Below are 20,995 nucleotides of genomic sequence, written 5' to 3'. Positions count from 1 at the left end.
GTTGTTCACGGGTTGCCAACCTGCAGCTCCAATGATTTTGGATGCTGATAGATTATTTGATGCTCTACTTACGTTGCAGCATTGGCTTGAGGAAGCGTGCGGTATGTGACGCGGCGCATTCTGCAACAGTCTCTGGTGTACCGGCGACCAGAATCTCGCCACCGCCACTACCGCCTTCTGGCCCCAGATCGACAATCCAATCAGCAGTCTTAATCACATCCAGATTGTGCTCAATGACCACAATGGTATTGCCCTGATCGCGCAGCTGATGCAACACCGCCAGCAGTTGCTGAATATCAGCAAAATGCAGACCGGTAGTCGGCTCGTCCAGAATATAGAGCGTCTGACCGGTGCCGCGTTTTGATAGTTCACGCGACAGTTTCACCCGTTGCGCTTCACCACCCGACAGCGTAGTCGCAGATTGCCCCAGACAGATATAGGACAGGCCCACATCTATCAGTGTTTGCAGCTTACGCGCCAGTGCCGGAACCGCATCAAAGAACTCGCGAGCCTCTTCGATAGTCATCGCCAGCACTTCGTGGATACTTTTACCTTTGTATTTTACTTCCAGCGTTTCACGGTTATAACGCTTACCTTTACACTGGTCGCATGGCACATAGATATCGGGCAGGAAATGCATTTCGACTTTAATCACCCCGTCGCCCTGGCAGGCCTCGCAACGACCCCCTTTGACGTTAAAGCTGAAGCGGCCTGGCGTATAACCACGGGTACGTGATTCAGGAACACCGGCAAACAGCTCACGAATGGGGGTAAAGATACCGGTATAGGTCGCCGGGTTAGAGCGTGGCGTCCGGCCAATCGGGCTTTGGTCAATATCGATGACTTTATCGAAATGCTCCAAGCCTTGAATTTCACGGAATGGCGCCGGTTCGTTGCTGGTCGCGCCGTTCAACTGGCGCTGGGCGATACAATATAAGGTGTCGTTGATAAGCGTTGACTTACCTGAGCCAGAAACCCCGGTAATACAGCTAAACAGCCCGACCGGCAGGGTCAGCGTGACATCTTTCAGGTTATTGCCGCTGGCACCAATCAGTTTTAACACTTTGGTTGGGTCCCCCGGCACGCGTTGCGCAGGTATGGCGATTTCTCGTTTGCCGCTAAGGAACTGACCGGTCAGTGACTTAGGCTCAGCCATGATGTCCTCAACGGTCCCTTCGGCCACCACCTCACCACCATGCACACCCGCACCCGGGCCAATATCAATCACATGGTCGGCTGCGCGGATAGCGTCTTCATCATGTTCCACTACAATCACGGTGTTACCCAGATTGCGCAGATGAATCAACGTTTCCAGCAACCGTTCATTATCACGTTGGTGCAAGCCGATGGACGGTTCATCCAGTACATACATGACACCCACCAAGCCGGCGCCAATTTGACTGGCCAAACGGATACGTTGCGCTTCACCACCAGACAGTGTTTCCGCCGAACGGGACAACGACAGATAATTCAGCCCGACGTTAACCAGGAACTTCAGCCGATCGCCAATCTCTTTCAGTACTTTCTCAGCAATTTGCGCCCGCTGACCACTTAGTTTCATGTTTTGGAAGAAGGTCAGTGCGTGGCCGATGCTCAGTTCAGAAATCTCGGGCAAAGTGGTGTTTTCGACAAACACATAACGCGCTTCGCGGCGCAAGCGAGTACCGTGGCATGAAGCACAGGAGCGATTGCTAATATATTTGGCCAGTTCCTCACGTACTGCACTGGATTCCGTCTCTTTATAGCGACGTTCCATATTGTGCAACACCCCTTCAAATGGGTGGCGGCGAACGGTGGTATCACCCCGATCGTTAATGTATTTGAATTCAATGGTATCTTTGCCAGAACCGTATAAAACGGCGTGCTGTATCGCGCTATCGAGCGAGTTAAATGGCGTTTCGATATCAAACTTATAATGATCTGCCAGTGAACGCAGCATCTGGAAGTAATAGAAGTTGCGGCGATCCCAACCACGGATGGCACCACCCGCCAGCGACAGCTCTGGATTCTGTAATACACGGTCTGGATCAAAGAACTGCTGTACCCCTAAGCCGTCACAAGTTGGGCAGGCGCCCGCCGGGTTGTTAAAGGAGAACAGGCGTGGTTCCAACTCACTCATACTGTAGCCGCAAATCGGGCAGGCAAAGTTGGCGGAGAACAGCAACTCTTCGGCGTGAGGGTCGTCCATATCGGCAACGACGGCAGTACCACCAGAAAGCTCCAGTGCCGTTTCAAATGATTCAGCCAGACGCTGAGCCAGATCTTCACGCACTTTGAAGCGATCGACCACCACTTCAATGGTATGTTTTTTTTGCAGTTCTAATTTCGGTGGATCAGACAGATCACACACCTCGCCATCGATCCGCGCCCGGATATAGCCCTGCATAGCCAGACCTTCCAGCGTTTTGGTATGTTCGCCTTTGCGATCTTTTACCACCGGAGCCAGTAACATCAAGCGGCGGCCTTCCGGCTGACTGATGACGTTATCCACCATCTGACTGACGGTTTGCGCGGCTAGCGTAACATCGTGATCTGGGCAGCGTGGTTCACCGACACGGGCGAACAGCAAACGCAGATAATCATGGATTTCAGTGATGGTACCCACAGTCGAACGTGGGTTATGCGAAGTTGATTTTTGCTCAATAGAGATTGCCGGTGACAGACCTTCAATATGGTCGACATCCGGTTTTTCCATCAGCGATAGAAATTGGCGCGCATAGGCGGAAAGAGACTCAACATAACGGCGTTGCCCCTCGGCATACAAGGTATCAAAAGCCAGTGAGGATTTGCCTGAACCCGATAGACCGGTGACCACGATCAGTTTGTCGCGCGGGATAATCAGGTTGATATTCTTAAGATTATGGGTGCGAGCGCCCCGAACTTCTATATTATCCATTCAAACACTTCCCGGATGTAAACTGAGCCTCTCCCGTGCCCTTTTTTACTCTTCGTACTTGAAGCCGCAGGGTTGTTGGCTGCGTTCACTCACCTAATCACTTACTGGCTGTAAGCTCATAGGGACTCGCTCGCCGCCTACCTGCAACTCCAATTACTTTGAGTAATGTATAGACGCATTTTGCAGCGTCAAAAAAGGACACAGCCAGTACGAAACGGATAATTATGACACAAAAAAACCTGAATGGATATCCAGTATTCGAGTGCAATTAAGGCAGATGTCATGATAAAACTGCAACACATTTCGCAGTTATGATCTACTGTGCCGTTTACCTGCTAGCGTGTTAAACTTACTCGCTTATACTCGTCATACTTCAAGTTGCATGTGCGTTAGCTACACTTAATAACCCGAATCACTTACGACAGTAAGCTCATCGGGATTATCTCGTTTGCCGCCTTCCTGCAACTCGAATTATTTAGAGCATGTACTGTACAAAATTTACTTCATCAGGAGAGTTCACATGGCCAGCAGAGGCGTAAACAAAGTGATTTTGGTCGGGAATTTGGGCCAAGACCCGGAAGTCCGCTACATGCCAAACGGCGGAGCTGTTGCCAATATCACCCTGGCCACTTCCGAAAGCTGGCGTGATAAAGCCACCGGCGAGCAGAAAGAAAAAACTGAATGGCACCGTGTGGTGTTGTTCGGCAAACTGGCAGAAGTGGCGGGTGAATATCTGCGTAAAGGCTCTCAGGTTTATATTGAAGGCGCACTGCAAACCCGTAAATGGACAGATCAGGCTGGTGTTGAGAAATACACCACAGAAGTTGTGGTTAATGTGGGCGGCACCATGCAAATGCTGGGTGGCCGTCAGGGCGGCGGTGCTCCGGCAGGTGGTGGTGCACCACAAGACTGCGGGGCGCAAGGCGGTTGGGGTCAACCTCAGCAGCCACAAGGTGGTAACCAGTTCAGCGGCGGTCAGACTTCACGTCCGGCCCAGTCTGCACCAGCAGCACAACCACAAGGCGGCAATGAGCCACCAATGGATTTCGATGATGATATCCCGTTCTGATGGCGCTGTTTTTTAAGCACAACAGTGCTGATTAGGAAAATAAAGCCCTGTCTCGACAGGGCTTTTTGTTGGTGTTAAGCCGCGCCTGAGGGATGAGATTTTTATACCTCGATATATCTGTTTTTGCTTTCTTAAAATCGGTGTTGGCAGCTTTGCAAACCAAAAAATGATTTTATCACTATAATCAATACTCTGATGTTCATCATATGGAGCTTGGTCATGGTCACGGTTCACCATCTGAATAATTCACGTTCACAACGTATCTTGTGGATGCTGGAGGAACTGCAAGTTCCTTATGAGTTGAAGCGCTATCAGCGCGACCCCGGCAGCTTACTGGCACCACCAGAATTGAAAAAAATCCATCCATTGGGGAAATCACCGGTGATTACTGATGGTGATCTCACCTTGGCGGAGTCTGGTGCCATTATTGAGTATTTACAGGAAACCTATGATGCACAGGGGCTATTTAAGCCCACCGGTCACTATGATCGTCAACAGTTCCGTTACTGGATGCACTATGCCGAAGGCTCATTGATGCCCTTGCTGGTGATGAAACTTATCTTTAGCCGATTGGGTGGGCCGCCAGTGCCGTGGATTATTCGCCCGGTTGCCAAGGCTCTGGGTGATGGCGTACAGAAAAGTTATCTGAATAAGCAAATTGCTACTCACCGCGATTATCTGGAACAGCATTTGACGAATAATCAGTGGTTTGCTGGCAGTGATTTCAGCGCGGCGGATATTCAGATGAGTTTTCCTATCGAGGCAATCAACACCCGTGGTGGTCTTGAGGGGTTCCCGAAACTGCAAGATTTCTTAGTGCGTATTCATCAGCGCCCAGCCTACCAACAGGCGATTGAGAAGGGCGGAGCTTACAAACTGGAAGGCTGATAACCGATGATTCGGCATCATTGCCACGCAAAGTAAATGAGTGTGAGGCTACTCACACTTTTGTTTCCCGTCAAATTAATGCTCCCCGACAAATTAATGTAAAAAAATGCAATAAATGTCGCTATCTGGTGTTGATTAGTCGCTGCCAATAGCTAGATAATCGTTTGCCTTCCAATACGCTTATTGCGGGGGGATTGTTTCCTTCGATTTTTTTTCAGTCATGCGTGCTTCCAGCTAATCGTTTGCTATTTTCTCCACCATGAAGATGTTGGAGGCGTTGTCGAGTTAATCGGCAAAAACGGAAACGATTACGTAGGGAAGGGCGCCTGACTTGCTGACTACTTTAAAATGACACACAGGGGACATAACCATGTCTAGCACCAACCCTCAAGTGAACCGGGCAGTAACGCCAAAAGGTTCGCTTGATGCATTTTTCAAGCTTAGTGAACGCGGCAGTAATGTACGCCAGGAAGTGCTGGCTGGCCTGACAACCTTTCTCGCCATGGTCTACTCGGTCATTGTTGTACCAAGTATGCTTGGCAAAGCGGGTTTCCCACCAACAGCGGTGTTTGTGGCAACCTGTCTGGTTGCCGGTCTTGGTTCTTTGTTGATGGGGTTGTGGGCCAACTTGCCGATGGCGATTGGTTGCGCCATATCACTGACAGCGTTTACGGCATTCAGCTTGGTGCTGGGGCAACACATCAGTATTCCTGTGGCATTGGGGGCAGTATTCCTGATGGGGGTGCTGTTCACTATTATCTCTGTGACCGGTATCCGTTCATGGATATTGCGTAATTTGCCGATGGGCGTGGCACATGGTACCGGTATCGGTATCGGCTTGTTCCTGTTGCTGATTGCAGCAAACGGTGTCGGCCTGGTTATCAAAAACCCGATTGAAGGTTTACCGGTTGCACTGGGTGCATTTACCTCTTTCCCGGTCATGATGACTTTGCTGGGGCTGGCGGTGATTTTCGGTCTGGAAAAACTGCGAGTGCCGGGTGGCATTCTGCTGGTGATCATCGCCATCTCGGTTATCGGCCTGATTTTTGATCCGAGTGTGACCTATCAAGGGCTGTTTGCGATGCCAAGCCTGGCGGATGCTAACGGCAATTCATTGATTTTCAGCCTTGATATCATGGGTGCATTGAAACCTGTGGTGCTGCCAAGTGTATTGGCATTAGTGATGACTGCCGTATTTGATGCCACCGGGACTATCCGCGCGGTAGCGGGTCAGGCTAATTTGTTGGATAAAGACGGCCAGATCATCAGCGGCGGTAAAGCTCTGACATCTGACTCCGTCAGCAGCATTTTTGCTGGTTTGGTGGGCGCTGCGCCTGCGGCGGTTTATATCGAATCTGCCGCCGGTACTGCCGCTGGTGGTAAAACCGGTTTGACCGCTACCGTGGTAGGTATTTTGTTCCTGCTGATGCTGTTCCTGTCGCCACTATCCTATTTGGTTCCGGCTTATGCGACGGCACCGGCTCTGATGTATGTAGGGTTGCTGATGTTGAGCAACGTATCCAAACTGGATTTCGAAGACTTTGTTGATGCGATGTCTGGCCTGCTCTGTGCCGTGTTTATCGTGCTGACTTGTAATATCGTCACCGGTATTATGTTGGGCTTCAGCTCGCTGGTTATTGGCCGTATCTGTTCCGGTGAATGGCGTAAACTGAATGTCGGTACTGTGATTATCGCTATCGCGTTAGTGGCATTCTATGCGGGTGGCTGGGCAATCTAAGCGATGAGTTTTTGCTGGCATCGGGGTGACGCTGTCCCCGATGCCACAGCGGTTTTTAATAACCCTATTTTCTTTGTTTTTTCCTGCCATCAGTTACAGGTTTTTTCCCCGTTTAACAAAAAAGTGATCTACTATCAAAAGCTAAACTCCGGCCCTGTCTACGGGCGGGTGAGGTTAAATCTTATATTGAGTTGTGTTGAGTTGAGTCTAAGGAAAGCATGGAAATCTTTTTTACAATCCTCATCCTGATTCTGGTGGTGTCGCTTTCCGGCGTTGTCACTCGGATGTTGCCGTTTCAAATCCCCCTTCCTCTGATGCAGATTGTCTGTGGTGCCTTGTTGGCCTTCCCCCACTTTGGTTTGCATGTCGATTTTGACCCGGAATTATTCCTGGTACTGTTTATTCCACCGCTGCTCTTTGCCGACGGCTGGAAAACACCGACACGAGAGTTTATTCACCATGGGCGGGAGATATTTGGTCTGGCGCTGGCATTGGTGCTGGTCACCGTGGTGGGTATCGGCTATCTGATTTACTGGATGGTGCCGGGTATTCCGCTGGTAGCCGCGTTTGCACTGGCGGCGGTATTGTCGCCAACCGATGCTGTGGCATTATCCGGCATTGTGGGGAAAGGGCGCATACCTAAATCGATTATGGGCGTATTAGAAGGGGAGGCGTTGATGAATGATGCCTCTGGTCTGGTTGCGCTAAAGTTTGCCATTGCGGTTGCAATGGGGACGATGGTCTTTACCGTGTCTGGTGCCACACTTGAGTTCCTAAAAGTGGCGATTGGTGGCCTGCTGGCTGGTGTGGCGGTAACCTGGCTATACAGTAAGTCACTGCGCCTGATGAGCCGCTGGAGTGGTGATGATCCGGCAACACAAATTGTCTTACTGCTGCTGTTGCCGTTCGCTTCTTATCTGATTGCTGAGCATATTGGCGTCTCCGGCATTCTGGCCGCAGTGGCGGCAGGGATGACCATCAGTCAGTCCGGGGTTATCCGTAATGCGCCATTGACGATGCGGTTACGTGCTGACAGCGTGTGGTCGATGCTGGAGTTTGTGTTTAACGGCATGGTGTTCATCCTGTTGGGGCTGCAATTACCGGGGATTTTGGAAACATCAATCATACAGGCTGAACTGGACCCAACCATTCAAACCTGGAACCTCTTCGCGGATGTTGCCATTATTTATGGTGCGTTGTTGGTACTGCGCTTTAGCTGGCTATGGTCGATGAAGAAAATCAGTAAACGCATCCTGACCAAACGGCCACTGGAGTTTGGCAATTACACCACACGTGAACTGTGGGTGGCGTCATTCGCAGGGGTACGGGGAGCGATTACTCTTGCCGGTGTCCTCTCTATTCCGTTATTCCTCAGCGATGGTTCAGCCTTCCCATCCCGTTACCAGTTGGTATTTATCGCCACCGGTGTGATTCTGCTGTCGGTTATTATCGGGGTGATTGCTTTGCCGCCATTGCTGCGTGGTGTGGTGGTAGCAGATAAAAGTGCCAGCCGTGAAGAAGTGCGTTTCGCCCGGGCGGCGACTGCCGAGGTGGCAATTGTTAGCCTGAATAAAATGGAAGAGCGGCTGGCAGCCAGCAGCGAGGAGAATATTGACCCAGAGTTGCTAAAAGAGATCAGTTCACGAGTTATCGGGACATTGCGACGGCGTACCGGCAGTAAGGATGAAATTGAGAACACCTTGCTGGTTGAGAATCTGGAGCGGCGTTTTCGTTTAACCGCATTACGAGCCGAGCGTGGGGAACTGTATCACCTGCGTGCGACGCAGAAAATCAGCAATGAAACGCTGCAAAAACTGCTGCACGATTTGGATTTGCTGGAAGCGCTGCTGATCGAAAAAGAAGGTTAACGCTTCTTAAATCCGGCTGCCGTTCGGTGGCCGGTTTATAAAAAGGGTGAGGACACCCTCACCCGCAAGTACGCAATGGAAAACCCAAAGTAATGAATCAGTTAATGAATAACCTGCGCCAGAAACGCCTGGGTGCGCTCTGATTTCGGGTTAGAAAAGAATTCGGCGGGTGGTGCTTGTTCCACTATCTCCCCACGGTCCATAAAAATAACCCGATCGGCAACGGTACGGGCAAAACCCATCTCGTGGGTTACACACAACATGGTCATGCCTTCATTTGCCAGACTGATCATGGTATCCAGCACTTCTTTCACCATCTCAGGGTCCAGCGCCGAGGTTGGTTCATCAAATAGCATGATTTTGGGTTTCATACACAGCGAACGGGCGATTGCCACCCGCTGCTGCTGGCCACCGGAAAGTTGGCCGGGGAACTTATGGGCGTGCTCTGCAATCCGCACTCGTTCTAAATAATGCATTGCCAATTCGTCGGCCTCTTTCTTTGGCATCTTACGTACCCAGCTTGGCGCCAGCGTGCAGTTTTGCATCACCGTTAAGTGCGGGAACAGATTGAAGTGTTGGAACACCATGCCGACCTCGGTACGTACCCGTTCAATATTGCGCAGGTCATCGTTAAGTTCGATGCCATCCACCATGATTTTCCCCTGCTGATGCTCTTCCAGATGGTTGATGCAGCGGATAGTGGTAGATTTACCTGAGCCAGAAGGACCGCAAAGTACGATGCGTTCGCCAGGGCGCACATGTAAATTGATATCTTTCAATACGTGGAACTGCCCGTACCACTTATTGACGTTTTCCAGCGTAATCATCATTTTATCACCTGGAGTTGGCTGATTGTCGCTCATGTTATGCCTCAATGTGTGGAACGTCCGGTGTGAAAGCGCTTTTCCAGATGCTGGCTGTAGCGCGACATGCTGAAACAGAAAATCCAATAGACAGCGGCGGCAAAGACATAGCCTTCGGTCGACATCCCCAACCAGGCAGGGTCGACGGTGGCTTGTTGCACGCTGCTGAACAAATCAAACAGACCAATGATGATAACCAGACTGGTATCTTTAAACAGGGCGATAATGGTGTTTACCAACCCGGGGATCACCATCTTCAGGGCTTGTGGCAAAATGACCAGCCCTTGGGTTTTCCAATAGCCCAGCCCCAGTGACTCGGCGGCTTCGGTCTGTCCTCTGGGCAAGGCCTGTAACCCGCCGCGCACCACTTCTGCCACATAGGCCGATTGGAACAATACCACCCCGACCAAGGCACGGATCAGTTTGTCGATGCTGGTGCCTTCGGTCATAAACAGCGGCAACATCACCGAGGACATAAACAGCACGGTGATTAGCGGCACCCCGCGCCAGAACTCGATAAATACCACTGACAGAATACGCACCACTGGCATACTCGAACGGCGGGCCAAGGCCAATAAAATCCCCAGCGGTAGCGCACCGGCAATACCTACTGCGGCAATGATCAGCGTCAGTGTCAGGCCGCCCCACTGGCGGGTCTCAACCCGGGTTAACCCGAGGAAACCGCCATATAACATCAACCACACCAGCAGTGGGTACGCCACCATCCACACCGCCAAATAGCGGCCTCGATGTGGCATAGCGCGCCAGAACAATGGAATGAGCGTCAGCAATCCGATGATCAAGGTGGTGTTGATGCGCCAGCGCTGCTCAATGGGATAAAGGCCATACATAAATTGGCCAAAGCGCGCATGAATAAACACCCAGCAGGCACCCTCACGGGTACAATCAGTGCGCGATGTACCTAGCCAGTTGGCGTTAAAAATAGTCCAATTCAGTAATGGCGGGATCAATTGCCACATCAGCCACAGGCACAGCAGCGTCAGCAGACTATTAGTCCAACTGGAAAACAAATTCTTTCTCGCCCAAAACACCATCCGGCTTAACGGGTTGCCCGGCCGTACTGTGCTGGGTGGTTCACGGGTTAGTGTCATCGTCATTCGCTTCCCTTAGCGCTCTACCAGCGCGATCCGCCGGTTGTAGAGATTCATTAAAAATGAAATGGATAGGCTAATAACCAAATAGACTGACATGGTAATGGCGATGGTTTCTATCGCCTGACCAGTCTGGTTCAGCACTGTGCCGGCAAACAACGACACCATATCTGGATAGCCGATAGCGGCTGCCAGTGAGGAGTTTTTGACGATGTTCAGGTATTGACTGGTGAGTGGCGGAATGATGACCCGTAACGCCTGTGGCAGAATAACCTGACGCAAGGTGACGGTGTTGGGCAGCGCCAGTGAACGGGCTGCTTCATGCTGACCATAGGGCACGGACTGAATGCCTGAACGAATCACCTCAGCAATAAAGGTCGAGGTATAAACTGACAGTGCCAAGGTCAAGGCCGCCAATTCAGGGATAAGAACCAGGCCACCTTTAAAGTTAAAGCCGCGTAACTGCGGTAGATCCCAATGCAGTGCCGAGCCATACAGAAAATGGGCCGCTGCTGGTAGAGCCATCAACAGTAGTAAGGCCATCGGCCAGGTGCGGTGAAACTGACCGGTATGTAACTGACGGAAATGGTTATAGCGATACAGCGCCACGGTGATAACAACGGCCAGCAGCACAGCGAGTATGGCGGGTATAAAACCGGCAGCAAACTCCGGTGATGGCAGATACAAGCCACGGTTGCTGAGAAAAGCCACACCGAAGGCATCCAGACTCTGTCGTGGCCCCGGTAGATTGCGTAATACCGCGAAATACCAGAAGAAGATTTGCAGCAAGGGCGGGATATTACGGAATGTCTCGATATAGATAGTGGACAGTTTGCGTAACAGCCAGTTATCAGATAAACGCGCCAGCCCAAGGAAGAACCCGAGGATCGACGCAAAGAAAATACATAATACTGATACCAGCAAGGTATTGAATAACCCGACCAAAAACACCCGGCCGTAGGTATCACCTTGCTCATAATCGATAAGATGCTGAACAATACCAAAACCGGCGCTGTTATTCAGGAAAGCAAAGCCGGAGGTGATGCCCCGGGTCGACAGGTTGGTAATGGTGTTATGGAAAAGATACGCACCGCATCCGATCAGTATCAATAGCGCGATAATTTGATACAACCAGGCGCGTACCGCTGGATTGGTCAGCGAAAAGGCACCTTTGACGGTTGGGCGTTGTGACATAGTGTGGGCCTCGGTCTGGATAATACATCCGGCAGGGCGGGCCTGCCGGAGAGGTAATCAGTAATCAGCGAACCGGAGGCGCGTACTGGAGACCGCCATTGTTCCACAGCGCATTCTGGCCGCGTTTTATTTTCAGCTCACTGCCCAAACCGACGTTACGGTCGAAGCTTTCGCCGTAGTTACCCACTTGTTTCACGATTTTAACCACCCAATCGTTAGGCACTTTCAGATCTTTACCATAGTTGCCTTCCTGACCTAACAGATGGGCCATATCCGGTGTGGTTGGTTTTGCTGCCAGTGCTTCGACGTTTTTCGACGTCACACCCATCTCTTCAGCATTTAACATGGCAAACAGTGTCCAGCGCACGATGGCGAACCAGTCCTCATCACCCCGGCGCACAACCGGTCCCAGTGGTTCTTTAGAGATAACTTCCGGTAATACTATAAATTCGTCTGGTTTACCTAATTTGATACGCAGTGCGTACAGTTGTGATTGGTCAGAGGCCAATGTGTCACAGCGCCCGGAATCCAATGCCTTGGCACTTTCGTCAGAACGGTCGAAGGTAACTGGAGTGTATTGCATTTTATTGGCTTTAAAGTAATCAGCGACGTTCAACTCAGTATCTGTACCGGCCTGAATACACACCGTCGCCCCGTCCAGCTCTTTGGCGCTTTTCAGCCCCGCTTTATTGTGGGTCAGGAAGCCGATACCGTCGTAATAGTTCACTCCGGTAAATAACATCCCCATGCCAGCATCACGGGATGAAGTCCAGGTGGTGTTACGTGACAAAATATCAACTTCACCCGATTGCAGGGCGGTAAAACGCTCTTTTGCGGTAAGCGGGGTGTATTTTACTTTTTCTGCATCACCAAAAATGGCAGCAGCTACGCCACGGCAGACATCGACATCCAGACCAGAGAACTTGCCGCTGGCATCTGCATAGGAGAAACCGGGCAACCCATCACTGATACCACATTGTACAAAACCTTTTTTCTTCACCGCATCCAAAGTAGTGCCCGCGTGGGCCTGACCCGCTAATGCCACTAATGAGGCGGCGGCAACCAGTGTTGAAATCATTATTTTCTTCATGAAAGCGTCCTGTGAGGCAAAGTCGAGCCTATTTTAATTTTGTAGCGCACCAGTGATGCACCGTCGCTGTCTGTTGGCGTGTAGCCAGTTTGGTATTAGCAAATGGGATGCCAGAGTTGCATTTCATTGATGATATGAGTAATTACTTAGCGTTAACTCTTTGTAGGTAATTTCTGACCGGGTAGGATGCACTTAAATGGCGCATTTAACGGCGGATTGATACTTTTTAGTGCAGAAAATTCTTATATACAGCGATGAACGAGAGATAAGAGTAATTGAACCAGACTGAGGTATACATTTCGTCAATGTAATAACATAAAAAGCGGCATAGACAGGTGAAATTCGGATTTTTTAAATCTCTGATCCGTTATCTAATCCTCTTGGGAGTGTTTTAACGTAAACACATTAGAGAGAAGGATAGGGATTATGCCTCGTTATTTAACCGCCCTGATGTGCGGGCTGCCATTGCTGTTTACCGCCAGTTGTCTGGCACAGGTGAATGTTGAAACTGCAAAATGCAGTGATACCGATTTTACTCAGGTTCTGTCTTGTTACAGAGAAAAGCTGGCCGCAGAACCCCTTATCTATAACTTGCTCAGTCAGGAAAACCTGCCGGGGTTGGAGTGGCGCCGTTACCAACTGACCTCGCAGAATTGGTCGCCGGAGAGCTTAGTCTCCCCTGCTGCATGGCAGCATGAAGTGGAGATCTTTATTCCCGAAAATAGCACGTCCACCAAGGCGCTGGTGGTCATCAATAATGGTACCAACTATGGTACTGAAACCATTCCTCCCTCCGGTCCTGGCGATTTTGCTATCGAGACCTTGCAAAATATTGCCCGCTCAACTGACACGGTGGTGATTGCCATTAGCACCATTCCCAATCAGTACCTTGAATATCAACAAGATGGGAATCCGCGTAAGGAAGATTATAGTGTTGCGCGTAGTTGGACTTTATTTATAGATGCCCCAGAAGCCCGTTCAATATTACCGCTACATGTCCCGATGGTGGCGGCGATTTCTCAGGCGATGACCATGGCACAGCAAGCCTTACCGGAAAAAGCCTTAGACAGTTTTATTGTCACCGGTTTATCCAAGCGTGGCTGGACCAGTTGGCTGACGGCAATTGCGGATTCACGTGTGGAGGCTATTGTGCCTTTTGTGATTGATCTGCTGGATACCCGCGCCGCATTGGAACATATGTATCAATCTTATGGTGGCAACTGGCCTATAGCCTTCACCCCCTACTATCAGGAAGAGATTGATAAGAAACTGAGTACCCCCGGCTTTGCCAAACTGATGCAGATTATGGATCCCCTACAGTACCTGACGAGTGAGTATCAACCCCGGCTCAGTATTGCGAAATACATTATTAATGCCAGTGGTGATGATTTCTACGTGCCTGATAATACGGATTTTTATTATGACAAATTACCCGGTGATAAAACGTTGCGGGTTGTACCTAACTCCAGTCACTCTGGTATTAAAGCATTTAGCGAACAGTCGTTGATCACCTTTGTTAACCGTTTACGGCAAGCCACACCGATGCCGCAGTTGAATACCACTCTGGCAATGAAAGATAAGGTGCAAACCGTCACGGTTAGTCTGTCAGAGACGCCAGAAAAGGTGCTGTTATGGACCGCAGCTAACCCCGATGCTCGCGATTTCCGCTATGCGTGCGATATAAGATATAGCGCATTTCCGTTGGCCGTGGCCCCGGGTAATACCCTTGAAGTTGCACTTAGCACGCCAGCTACCGGTTGGCAGGCGACCTTTATCGAGGCCACATTCAGTGATGGCTTCGTGGCAACCACGCCAGTTTATGTCTCGCCGCAGGAGAGTTATCCCACTACAGCCCCCCCTACCGGTGGGCCTGCATGCAAAACGTTGCCGGGGCGTGCGCTTATCACACCAGACGATGCGATAGATGATCCCGATGAAGCTGAAGCGCAGTTATAGCTTCGCGATATTGAGTGGATGTTAGCTAATAAAAAACCCGACATAGGCCGGGTTTTTATGACAGATCTTGTTGATGCTTAATACAGCGATGGCGCACCGGCTGGGCGGGTTTTAAAGCGGCGGTGTAGCCACAGATATTGCTCAGGTGCGCGCATGATCTCTTTTTCGATAACTTTGTTCATATAGCTGGCGGCCGCTATCTCATCATCAAGCGGATAGTCTTCTAATGCCGGCTGGATCAGCAAGTCATAGCCGCTACCATCTGTTTTACGCAGTAAAACCAATGGCAACAGTGCCGGTTTGGCTAGCCGGGCCAACATAAAAGTGCCACTGGTGGTCGCGGCCTGATTGACGGCGAACAGTGGTGCAAACACACTGCCACGTGGGCCGTAATCCTGATCCGGTGCAAACCACACAGCTTCACCTTTTTTCAATGCCTGCACCATGCCACGAAGATCTTTACGGTCCAGCATGGCCTTATTCGAGCGCATACGGCCCCAGGTCTGCACCAATTCCATCACTTTATTGTTATGCGGGCGATACATCGCCATCATTGGCTGGCATTGCCCCATTACGCGGCCGCCAAGTTCCAGCGACATAAAATGGACGCCAATCACCAGTACGCCGCGCTGTCCTTGCTGCGCTTTTTTCAGGTTATCCAGACCCGTCACGGTAAACCAGCGCTTAATGCGCGCATCGGGCCAAAACCAGGCCATGCCGGTTTCCAGCAACCCCATGCCTAAGGATTCAAAATTACCGACGATAGTCCGTTCAAGAGTCTGCTTATCCATATCAGGGAAACAAAGCTCCAGATTGCGCCGGGCGATAGATACCCGCCGTTTCAGGAAGCGCATTGAGGTACGCCCCAACCAAATTCCTAACTTGTTTAACAGCGGGTAGGGGAGTTGGACTAACAGAAATAATACCCCCAGGCCAAACCAGGTCAGCCAGTAGTGCGGGTGGAGCAGTGAGATATGGAATTTCTGCGGCTTTATCATATGAACTCTATCGTTATGCGTTAAGTGCGGGTTTGTAACGCATATGGATGTAACTCGATAGCGATACATTTCTTCAGACACCGGTGGTCAACTATTGTTTTGGTGAATACGACAATTGACATAATTTTTACATTAAAAGCGGGGTCGCGTAGGGGATGGTCATGAAGGCAGGCTATCTATAAGCGATGGGGGCTTTCAGAGGATTATACCATATTCGCGATAAATGAAAGAAAAAGATCAACGCCAGATGTGCTGGCGGAATTATCGCGATATAAACTGCGTTACTGTTCGGCATATCGCAGAAAATGGTGCCTTAGAATCGAGGAGAAATAAGCCAACTGGCTGGAAAATGAGAGACTCATCTCAATTTCGATTAATTATTGTTACCGTTGTTCTATTTTGGGGTTATCGACGTGCCACAGAGGGAGTTATAAATTCAATTTGTGTTTTTAATGTTATTAATTTGATGTTTATTTGTATTTATTACCTTTGTATTTGATCACATTTATTCTTTCTTATATTTAATTAACCAATTATTAACATAACAAATCATTAAATTTTACCTTTTTGGGCTTTCATCACAATTCACTCTGACTCGTCGCGCAGCCTATTGTGTTCCTTTGTTAATCTCATGTGTGTGAAAAGCAGTCACATGAAAATAAAACAGTCACGGTGTCACACTACGGGCTTCTCACCTCGCAACCAACCCGTTATCTGAAAGAAAACAAGAAGGTATTGCTATGAAACTTAATCTCGCATTACTGAATGCATGTGTCGTTTCCGCATGCATGCTGTTCACTACGCAAACGATGGCAGAGAAAAAATATGAAATTGCTGTTGTCGCGAAAGTTACCGGTATTCCTTGGTTTACCCGTATGGAAGTTGGCGTAAATGAAGCAGCAAAAAAACTGGATGTTAATGCTTATCAGGTTGGGCCTGCCACGCCAGACCCGGCGCAACAAGTTAAAGTCATTGAAGACCTTATTGCCAAAAATGTAGATGCCATCATTGTGGTGCCAAACGATGCCAAAGTGCTGGAACCAGTACTGAAAAAAGCGCAAGAGAAAGGCATTGTGGTGTTAACTCACGAATCTCCTGATCAACGTATCGGGCAGTGGGATGTTGAGACCATCGATAGTGAAAAATATGCTCAGGCCAACATGGACGAACTGGCGAAAGCCATGGGGGGCAAAGGGGGTTATGCGATTTATGTGGGTTCCCTGACTGTGCCATTGCATAACGCTTGGGCGGATTATGCTATCAAATACCAGAAAGAAAAATACCCCGATATGTTCGAAGTTACTCCACGCCTGCCAGTGGCTGAGAACATTGATAAGTCTTACTCCACCACTCTGGATCTGATGAAAACCTATCCGAAAATGAAAGGGATCATTGGTTTTGGTTCACTGGGGCCAATCGGTGCCGGTCAAGCAGTGGCTAAGAAACGCGCGAAAGATCAAATCGCAGTAGTGGGTATCGCCATGCCAGCACAGGCAGCGCCATATCTGATGCGTGGTGATATCAAAAAAGCCCTGTTGTGGGATCCAAAAGACGCCGGTTTTGCTGTGGTGCAGATTGCAGATCAATTACTGAAAGGCCAAAAAATCACGCCAGACTTGACCATCGAAGGCTTGGGTAAAGCCGATGTGGATAGCGAGAAAGGAGTGATCCGTTTCAACAAGATCCTTGAAGTCACTAAAGATAATGCGAAAACATTAGGTTTCTGATTTTCAGACGCCACACCAGGGAATTACCGGCTAACGAGCCGTGCTTGGCAGTAAATCAGGCAGCGGGAGAGCATCCCCGCAGCCCTCACCATCATCACCGAATTGCTGTAAAAATAGCGCCATGTTTATGGCGTTAGGGAAGGTATTGTCATGACTCAGGCCAACGCATTTATCACTCTTGAAAATATCAGTAAGCGATTCCCCGGCGTGCTGGCGCTGGATCAGGTGAATCTCACACTGAATAAAGGAGAAGTGCACTGTCTGGCAGGCCAGAACGGCTGCGGCAAGAGCACCATTATCAAAGTGATTTCAGGAGTTTATCAGCCAGAGAAAGGCGCAAGTATCCTGATAGACGGCAAGCTGTTCCATCAGTTTACGCCGCAACTCTCATTCTTCTATGGCGTGCAGGTGATATATCAAGACTTGTCGCTATTTCCTAATCTCACCGTTTCGGAAAATATTGCCGTCCACCGTTATCTGCCAGGTGGTGATTTTTGGGTGAAGCGCAAAAGTATGCGTGAGCGTGCGTTAGCCGCCATGCAGCGAGTGGGTGTCACCCTTGATCCCGATAAAAAAGTTGAACAACTCTCTATTGCTGACCGCCAGTTAGTGGCGATTTGCCGCGCTATCGCTGCCGATGCCCGCTTGGTGATTATGGATGAACCTACTGCCTCGCTAACCAGTCAGGAAGTGAAAGGCTTGCTGGATGTGGTACGTGATCTCAAATCACAAGGTATCTGCGTGGTGTTTGTTAGCCACCGGCTGGATGAAGTGATGGATGTGGCCGACAGAATCAGTGTCATGCGCGATGGCCAACTCATTGGTACCTGGCCGGCCAGCGAACTGGACAGCCATGAGCTGGCGTTCCTAATGACCGGCCAGCGCTTTACCTACAGCCAGTTACCGCCACTGGCGGCCGGAGCCACGCCGTTGCTGGAAATCAAAAAACTGAGTCGTGGCGAGCAGTTTCGTAACATCGATTTGACCCTACATCAGGGCGAAATAGTGTCGATCACCGGTTTACTGGGGGCGGGGCGTACTGAGCTGTGTCTGAGCCTGTTTGGCATGACCCAACCCGATAGTGGCGAGGTGTGGGTAGCCGGTGAACAAGTGCATTTCCGTAATAACCGTGATGCGATCCGCCACGGGATCGGTTATGTCTCTGAAGATCGCCTGACACAGGGATTGATCATGGAGCAATCGATCTATGACAACACCATCGTGTCCGTTTTTGACAAATTACATACCCGTAGTGGATTGTTGGATCATGCCAAAGCCGCAGCGCTGGTGAAAAAACTGGTGCAAGATCTGAACATCAAAGTGTCCGATACCGCCCTACCGGTCAAGACGTTATCGGGTGGTAATGCACAGCGCATCGCTATTGCTAAATGGGTAGCGACGCAACCGCGTATTTTGATCCTCGATTCTCCGACCGTCGGCGTGGATATCGCCAACAAAGAAGGGATTTACCATATTGCCAAAGCTTTGGCAGAGCAGGGGATGGCGGTATTGATGATTTGTGACGAGATCCCGGAGGCTTACTACAACAGTCACCGGATATTAGTGATGCGCAAAGGTGAACTGGTGGCCGAGTTTTATCCGCATCAATGCACCGAACAACAGGTAGCCGAGGTGGTCAATGGATAAGCTAAAACTGCGGCAACTGACGGGGCGACATGAGTTTTATCTTGGGCTATTGGTATTACTGTTAGTCATCGGACTGAGTGTAAAAAGCCCGGAGTTCCTGACCTTAGGGAATCTGACCGATGTCGCCACCAGTTATGCCATTTTGGGTATTCTGGCCTGTGGCCTGTTTGTGGTGCTGATTGCTGGTGGTATTGATATCTCCTTCCCGGCGGTAACGGCCATTGCGCAATATGTCATGGCATCGTGGGTGATTACCCATGGCGGCAGCTTCGCGCTAGCGTTTGTTCTGGCCATGTCAGTTGGTTTAGTGCTGGGGCTGATCAATGGGTTGCTGGTGTATTGGTTGAAAGTCCCAGCGATAATTATCACCATTGCCACACTGAATCTGTTCTATGGCCTGCTGGTTTATTTCACCAACGGTACCTGGTTGTACGGCTTCCCTGACTGGTTTATGACCGGGATTAACTGGTTCTCGTTTACCGGCAGTGACGGCTATGACTATGGCTTGACACTACCGCTGTTCTGCCTGGCGGCGACCATCATTTTCACCGGTGTATTGATGAACTACACCCGCCTTGGGCGGCAGATCTTTGCCATGGGCAGCAATAAAGATGCGGCTTCCCGTCTGGGCATTAATATTCTGCGTTTGCATCTCTACGTCTATGGCTACATGGGCATGCTGGCGGGGGTGGCGGCGGTGGTACAGGCGCAGATTTCCCAGTCAGTGGCACCGAACTCATTGATGGGGTTTGAGCTGACCGTGCTGGCCGCCGTGGTCTTGGGCGGCACCAGTATGACGGGGGGCCGTGGATCCCTCAGTGGCACCGTGCTCGGCGTGATGTTGCTGGCATTTTTGCAAAACGGCCTGACGCTGCTGAGCGTCTCCTCTTACTGGCATACGGTTTTCAGCGGCGCAATCATTTTGGTGAGTATCAGTACCACCGCATGGAATGAAAAACGCAAATTGCTGAGGGAGCACTGATATGACCTGGCTAAACCGAATTATTCCTGATGACCGCATTATCCGCCTGCAATTATTGATTCTGGTGGCAGTGATGTTGGCCTTCTCATTGACCTTGGGACAACGCTTCTTCAGCTTGGGTAACTTCCAGTCTATTTCCTCGCAGTTGCCGATTTTAGGCATGCTGGCGCTGGGGATGGGGCTGACCATGCTGACCGGCGGTATTAACTTATCCATTATTGCCGGAGCGAACGCTTGCTCATTAGTCATGGCTGCCATCATTGTCAGCCACCCTGATCAGCCGCTGTTTCTGCTACTGGCATTAGTTGCTGGCTTGCTGGTGGCGGTGGTGATTGGTGCGTTGAATGGCTTACTGATTTCAGTGGTCGGGGTGTCGCCAATTCTGGCGACGTTGGGCACCATGACATTGATTACCGGCCTGAATATTTTATTGTCCAACGGTGACGTGATCTCTGATTTCCCACCGGTGATTCAATACATTGGCAGTGGTGATATCGCCGGTATTCCGGTCGCGATGATCTTGTTCTTGCTGGTCTCCGCTGGGTTGTGGGTACTTTTGGAACACACGACCTTGGGGCGCAGCATCTATCTGGTCGGCTCCAATGAGCAGGCCAGCCGTTTTAGTGGCGTGAATACCCATCGGGTACAGGTCGCGGTCTATATCCTGTCAGCCATATTAGGATGGGGGGCGGCTATCCTGATGATGGCGAAATTTAACTCGGCCAAAGCCGGTTACGGCGAATCCTATCTATTAGTCACCATTCTGGCATCGGTATTGGGTGGCATTAACCCGGATGGCGGCTTTGGTCGCATCATCGGCTTGATCCTGGCGCTGGTGGTACTGCAACTATTGGAAAGTGGCCTGAATTTGCTGGGGGTGAGTAGCTACCTGACCATGGCGTTATGGGGGGGGGTGCTGATCCTCTTTATCGCATTACAGAATCGTAAGGCTTAAGAATTGAGGGAT

General features: G+C 50.2%; 15 protein-coding genes. 9 read left to right on the top strand and 6 right to left on the bottom strand.

Features of this window, described 5'->3' with window-relative positions; all coding sequences use genetic code 11:
* Window positions 1-64: 64 nt before the first annotated feature.
* Complete coding sequence (gene uvrA / locus V1956_RS00215) at window positions 65-2,896, bottom strand: excinuclease ABC subunit UvrA (RefSeq protein WP_420071401.1); 2,832 nt, start codon at window positions 2,894-2,896, stop codon at window positions 65-67.
* A 520-nt stretch (window positions 2,897-3,416) separates the two neighbouring features.
* Between uvrA and ssb1 the strand changes: the two genes are divergently transcribed.
* From ssb1 to V1956_RS00195, 4 genes are all read left to right on the top strand, one after another.
* Window positions 3,417-3,965, top strand: coding sequence for a single-stranded DNA-binding protein SSB1 (gene ssb1 / locus V1956_RS00210; protein ID WP_442824715.1), 549 nt, complete (start codon window positions 3,417-3,419; stop codon window positions 3,963-3,965).
* A 219-nt stretch (window positions 3,966-4,184) separates the two neighbouring features.
* Window positions 4,185-4,853 carry a glutathione S-transferase family protein gene (locus tag V1956_RS00205; RefSeq protein ID WP_083162143.1) on the top strand — a complete coding sequence of 223 codons (669 nt, stop codon included), beginning with the start codon at window positions 4,185-4,187 and terminating at the stop codon, window positions 4,851-4,853.
* Window positions 4,854-5,223: 370 nt separating this feature from the next.
* Window positions 5,224-6,591: an NCS2 family permease gene (locus tag V1956_RS00200; RefSeq protein ID WP_372560378.1), complete on the top strand. Its 1,368-nt coding sequence runs from the start codon at window positions 5,224-5,226 to the stop codon at window positions 6,589-6,591.
* 218 nt (window positions 6,592-6,809) lie between these two features.
* Window positions 6,810-8,459, top strand: a complete 1,650-nt coding sequence (locus V1956_RS00195; protein ID WP_083162147.1) for a Na+/H+ antiporter — start codon at window positions 6,810-6,812, stop codon at window positions 8,457-8,459.
* Window positions 8,460-8,560: 101 nt separating this feature from the next.
* Here V1956_RS00195 and V1956_RS00190 read toward each other — a convergent pair whose 3' ends face one another.
* The 4 genes from V1956_RS00190 to V1956_RS00175 all read right to left on the bottom strand — a co-directional run bounded on the left by V1956_RS00190 (window position 8,561) and on the right by V1956_RS00175 (window position 12,718).
* Entirely contained in the window at window positions 8,561-9,322 is a 762-nt protein-coding gene (locus V1956_RS00190) for an amino acid ABC transporter ATP-binding protein (protein WP_042568985.1), read from the bottom strand.
* Window positions 9,323-9,330: 8 nt separating this feature from the next.
* Entirely contained in the window at window positions 9,331-10,434 is a 1,104-nt protein-coding gene (locus V1956_RS00185) for an amino acid ABC transporter permease (protein WP_420071407.1), read from the bottom strand.
* Between the two features lie 15 nt (window positions 10,435-10,449).
* Complete coding sequence (locus V1956_RS00180; RefSeq protein WP_372560381.1) at window positions 10,450-11,628, bottom strand: amino acid ABC transporter permease; 1,179 nt, start codon at window positions 11,626-11,628, stop codon at window positions 10,450-10,452.
* A 64-nt stretch (window positions 11,629-11,692) separates the two neighbouring features.
* Complete coding sequence (locus V1956_RS00175) at window positions 11,693-12,718, bottom strand: amino acid ABC transporter substrate-binding protein (protein ID WP_083162157.1); 1,026 nt, start codon at window positions 12,716-12,718, stop codon at window positions 11,693-11,695.
* 426 nt (window positions 12,719-13,144) lie between these two features.
* Here V1956_RS00175 and V1956_RS00170 point away from each other — a divergent pair, with 426 nt between their 5' ends.
* On the top strand, window positions 13,145-14,674 hold the full coding sequence (locus V1956_RS00170) for a PhoPQ-activated pathogenicity-related family protein (RefSeq protein WP_372560382.1): 1,530 nt from the start codon (window positions 13,145-13,147) through the stop codon (window positions 14,672-14,674).
* 77 nt (window positions 14,675-14,751) lie between these two features.
* On the opposite strand, the gene lpxP is transcribed toward V1956_RS00170, so the two are convergent.
* Complete coding sequence (lpxP, locus tag V1956_RS00165) at window positions 14,752-15,672, bottom strand: kdo(2)-lipid IV(A) palmitoleoyltransferase (protein ID WP_442824714.1); 921 nt, start codon at window positions 15,670-15,672, stop codon at window positions 14,752-14,754.
* A 740-nt stretch (window positions 15,673-16,412) separates the two neighbouring features.
* Here lpxP and V1956_RS00160 point away from each other — a divergent pair.
* The 4 genes from V1956_RS00160 to V1956_RS00145 all read left to right on the top strand — a co-directional run bounded on the left by V1956_RS00160 (window position 16,413) and on the right by V1956_RS00145 (window position 20,983).
* Window positions 16,413-17,399 carry an autoinducer 2 ABC transporter substrate-binding protein gene (locus V1956_RS00160; protein ID WP_005191421.1) on the top strand — a complete coding sequence of 329 codons (987 nt, stop codon included), beginning with the start codon at window positions 16,413-16,415 and terminating at the stop codon, window positions 17,397-17,399.
* A gap of 150 nt (window positions 17,400-17,549) precedes the next feature.
* Entirely contained in the window at window positions 17,550-19,046 is a 1,497-nt protein-coding gene (locus V1956_RS00155; RefSeq protein ID WP_442824713.1) for a sugar ABC transporter ATP-binding protein, read from the top strand.
* The gene (locus V1956_RS00150) at window positions 19,039-20,028 is read left to right on the top strand and encodes an ABC transporter permease (protein ID WP_032907665.1); all 990 of its coding nucleotides are present in this window, start codon (window positions 19,039-19,041) and stop codon (window positions 20,026-20,028) included. Before V1956_RS00155 ends, V1956_RS00150 begins: the two co-directional genes overlap by 8 nt.
* 1 nt (window position 20,029) lies before the next feature.
* The gene (locus V1956_RS00145; protein ID WP_420071531.1) at window positions 20,030-20,983 is read left to right on the top strand and encodes an ABC transporter permease; all 954 of its coding nucleotides are present in this window, start codon (window positions 20,030-20,032) and stop codon (window positions 20,981-20,983) included.
* The last annotated feature ends 12 nt before the right edge of the window (window positions 20,984-20,995 follow it).

The sequence above is a fragment of the Yersinia sp. 2540 StPb PI genome, assembly GCF_052217165.1.
GTDB lineage: Bacteria > Pseudomonadota > Gammaproteobacteria > Enterobacterales > Enterobacteriaceae > Yersinia > Yersinia enterocolitica_E.
The sequence above is the reverse complement of the archived record's forward strand: the minus strand, read 5'-3'. Positions and strand labels throughout refer to the sequence as shown.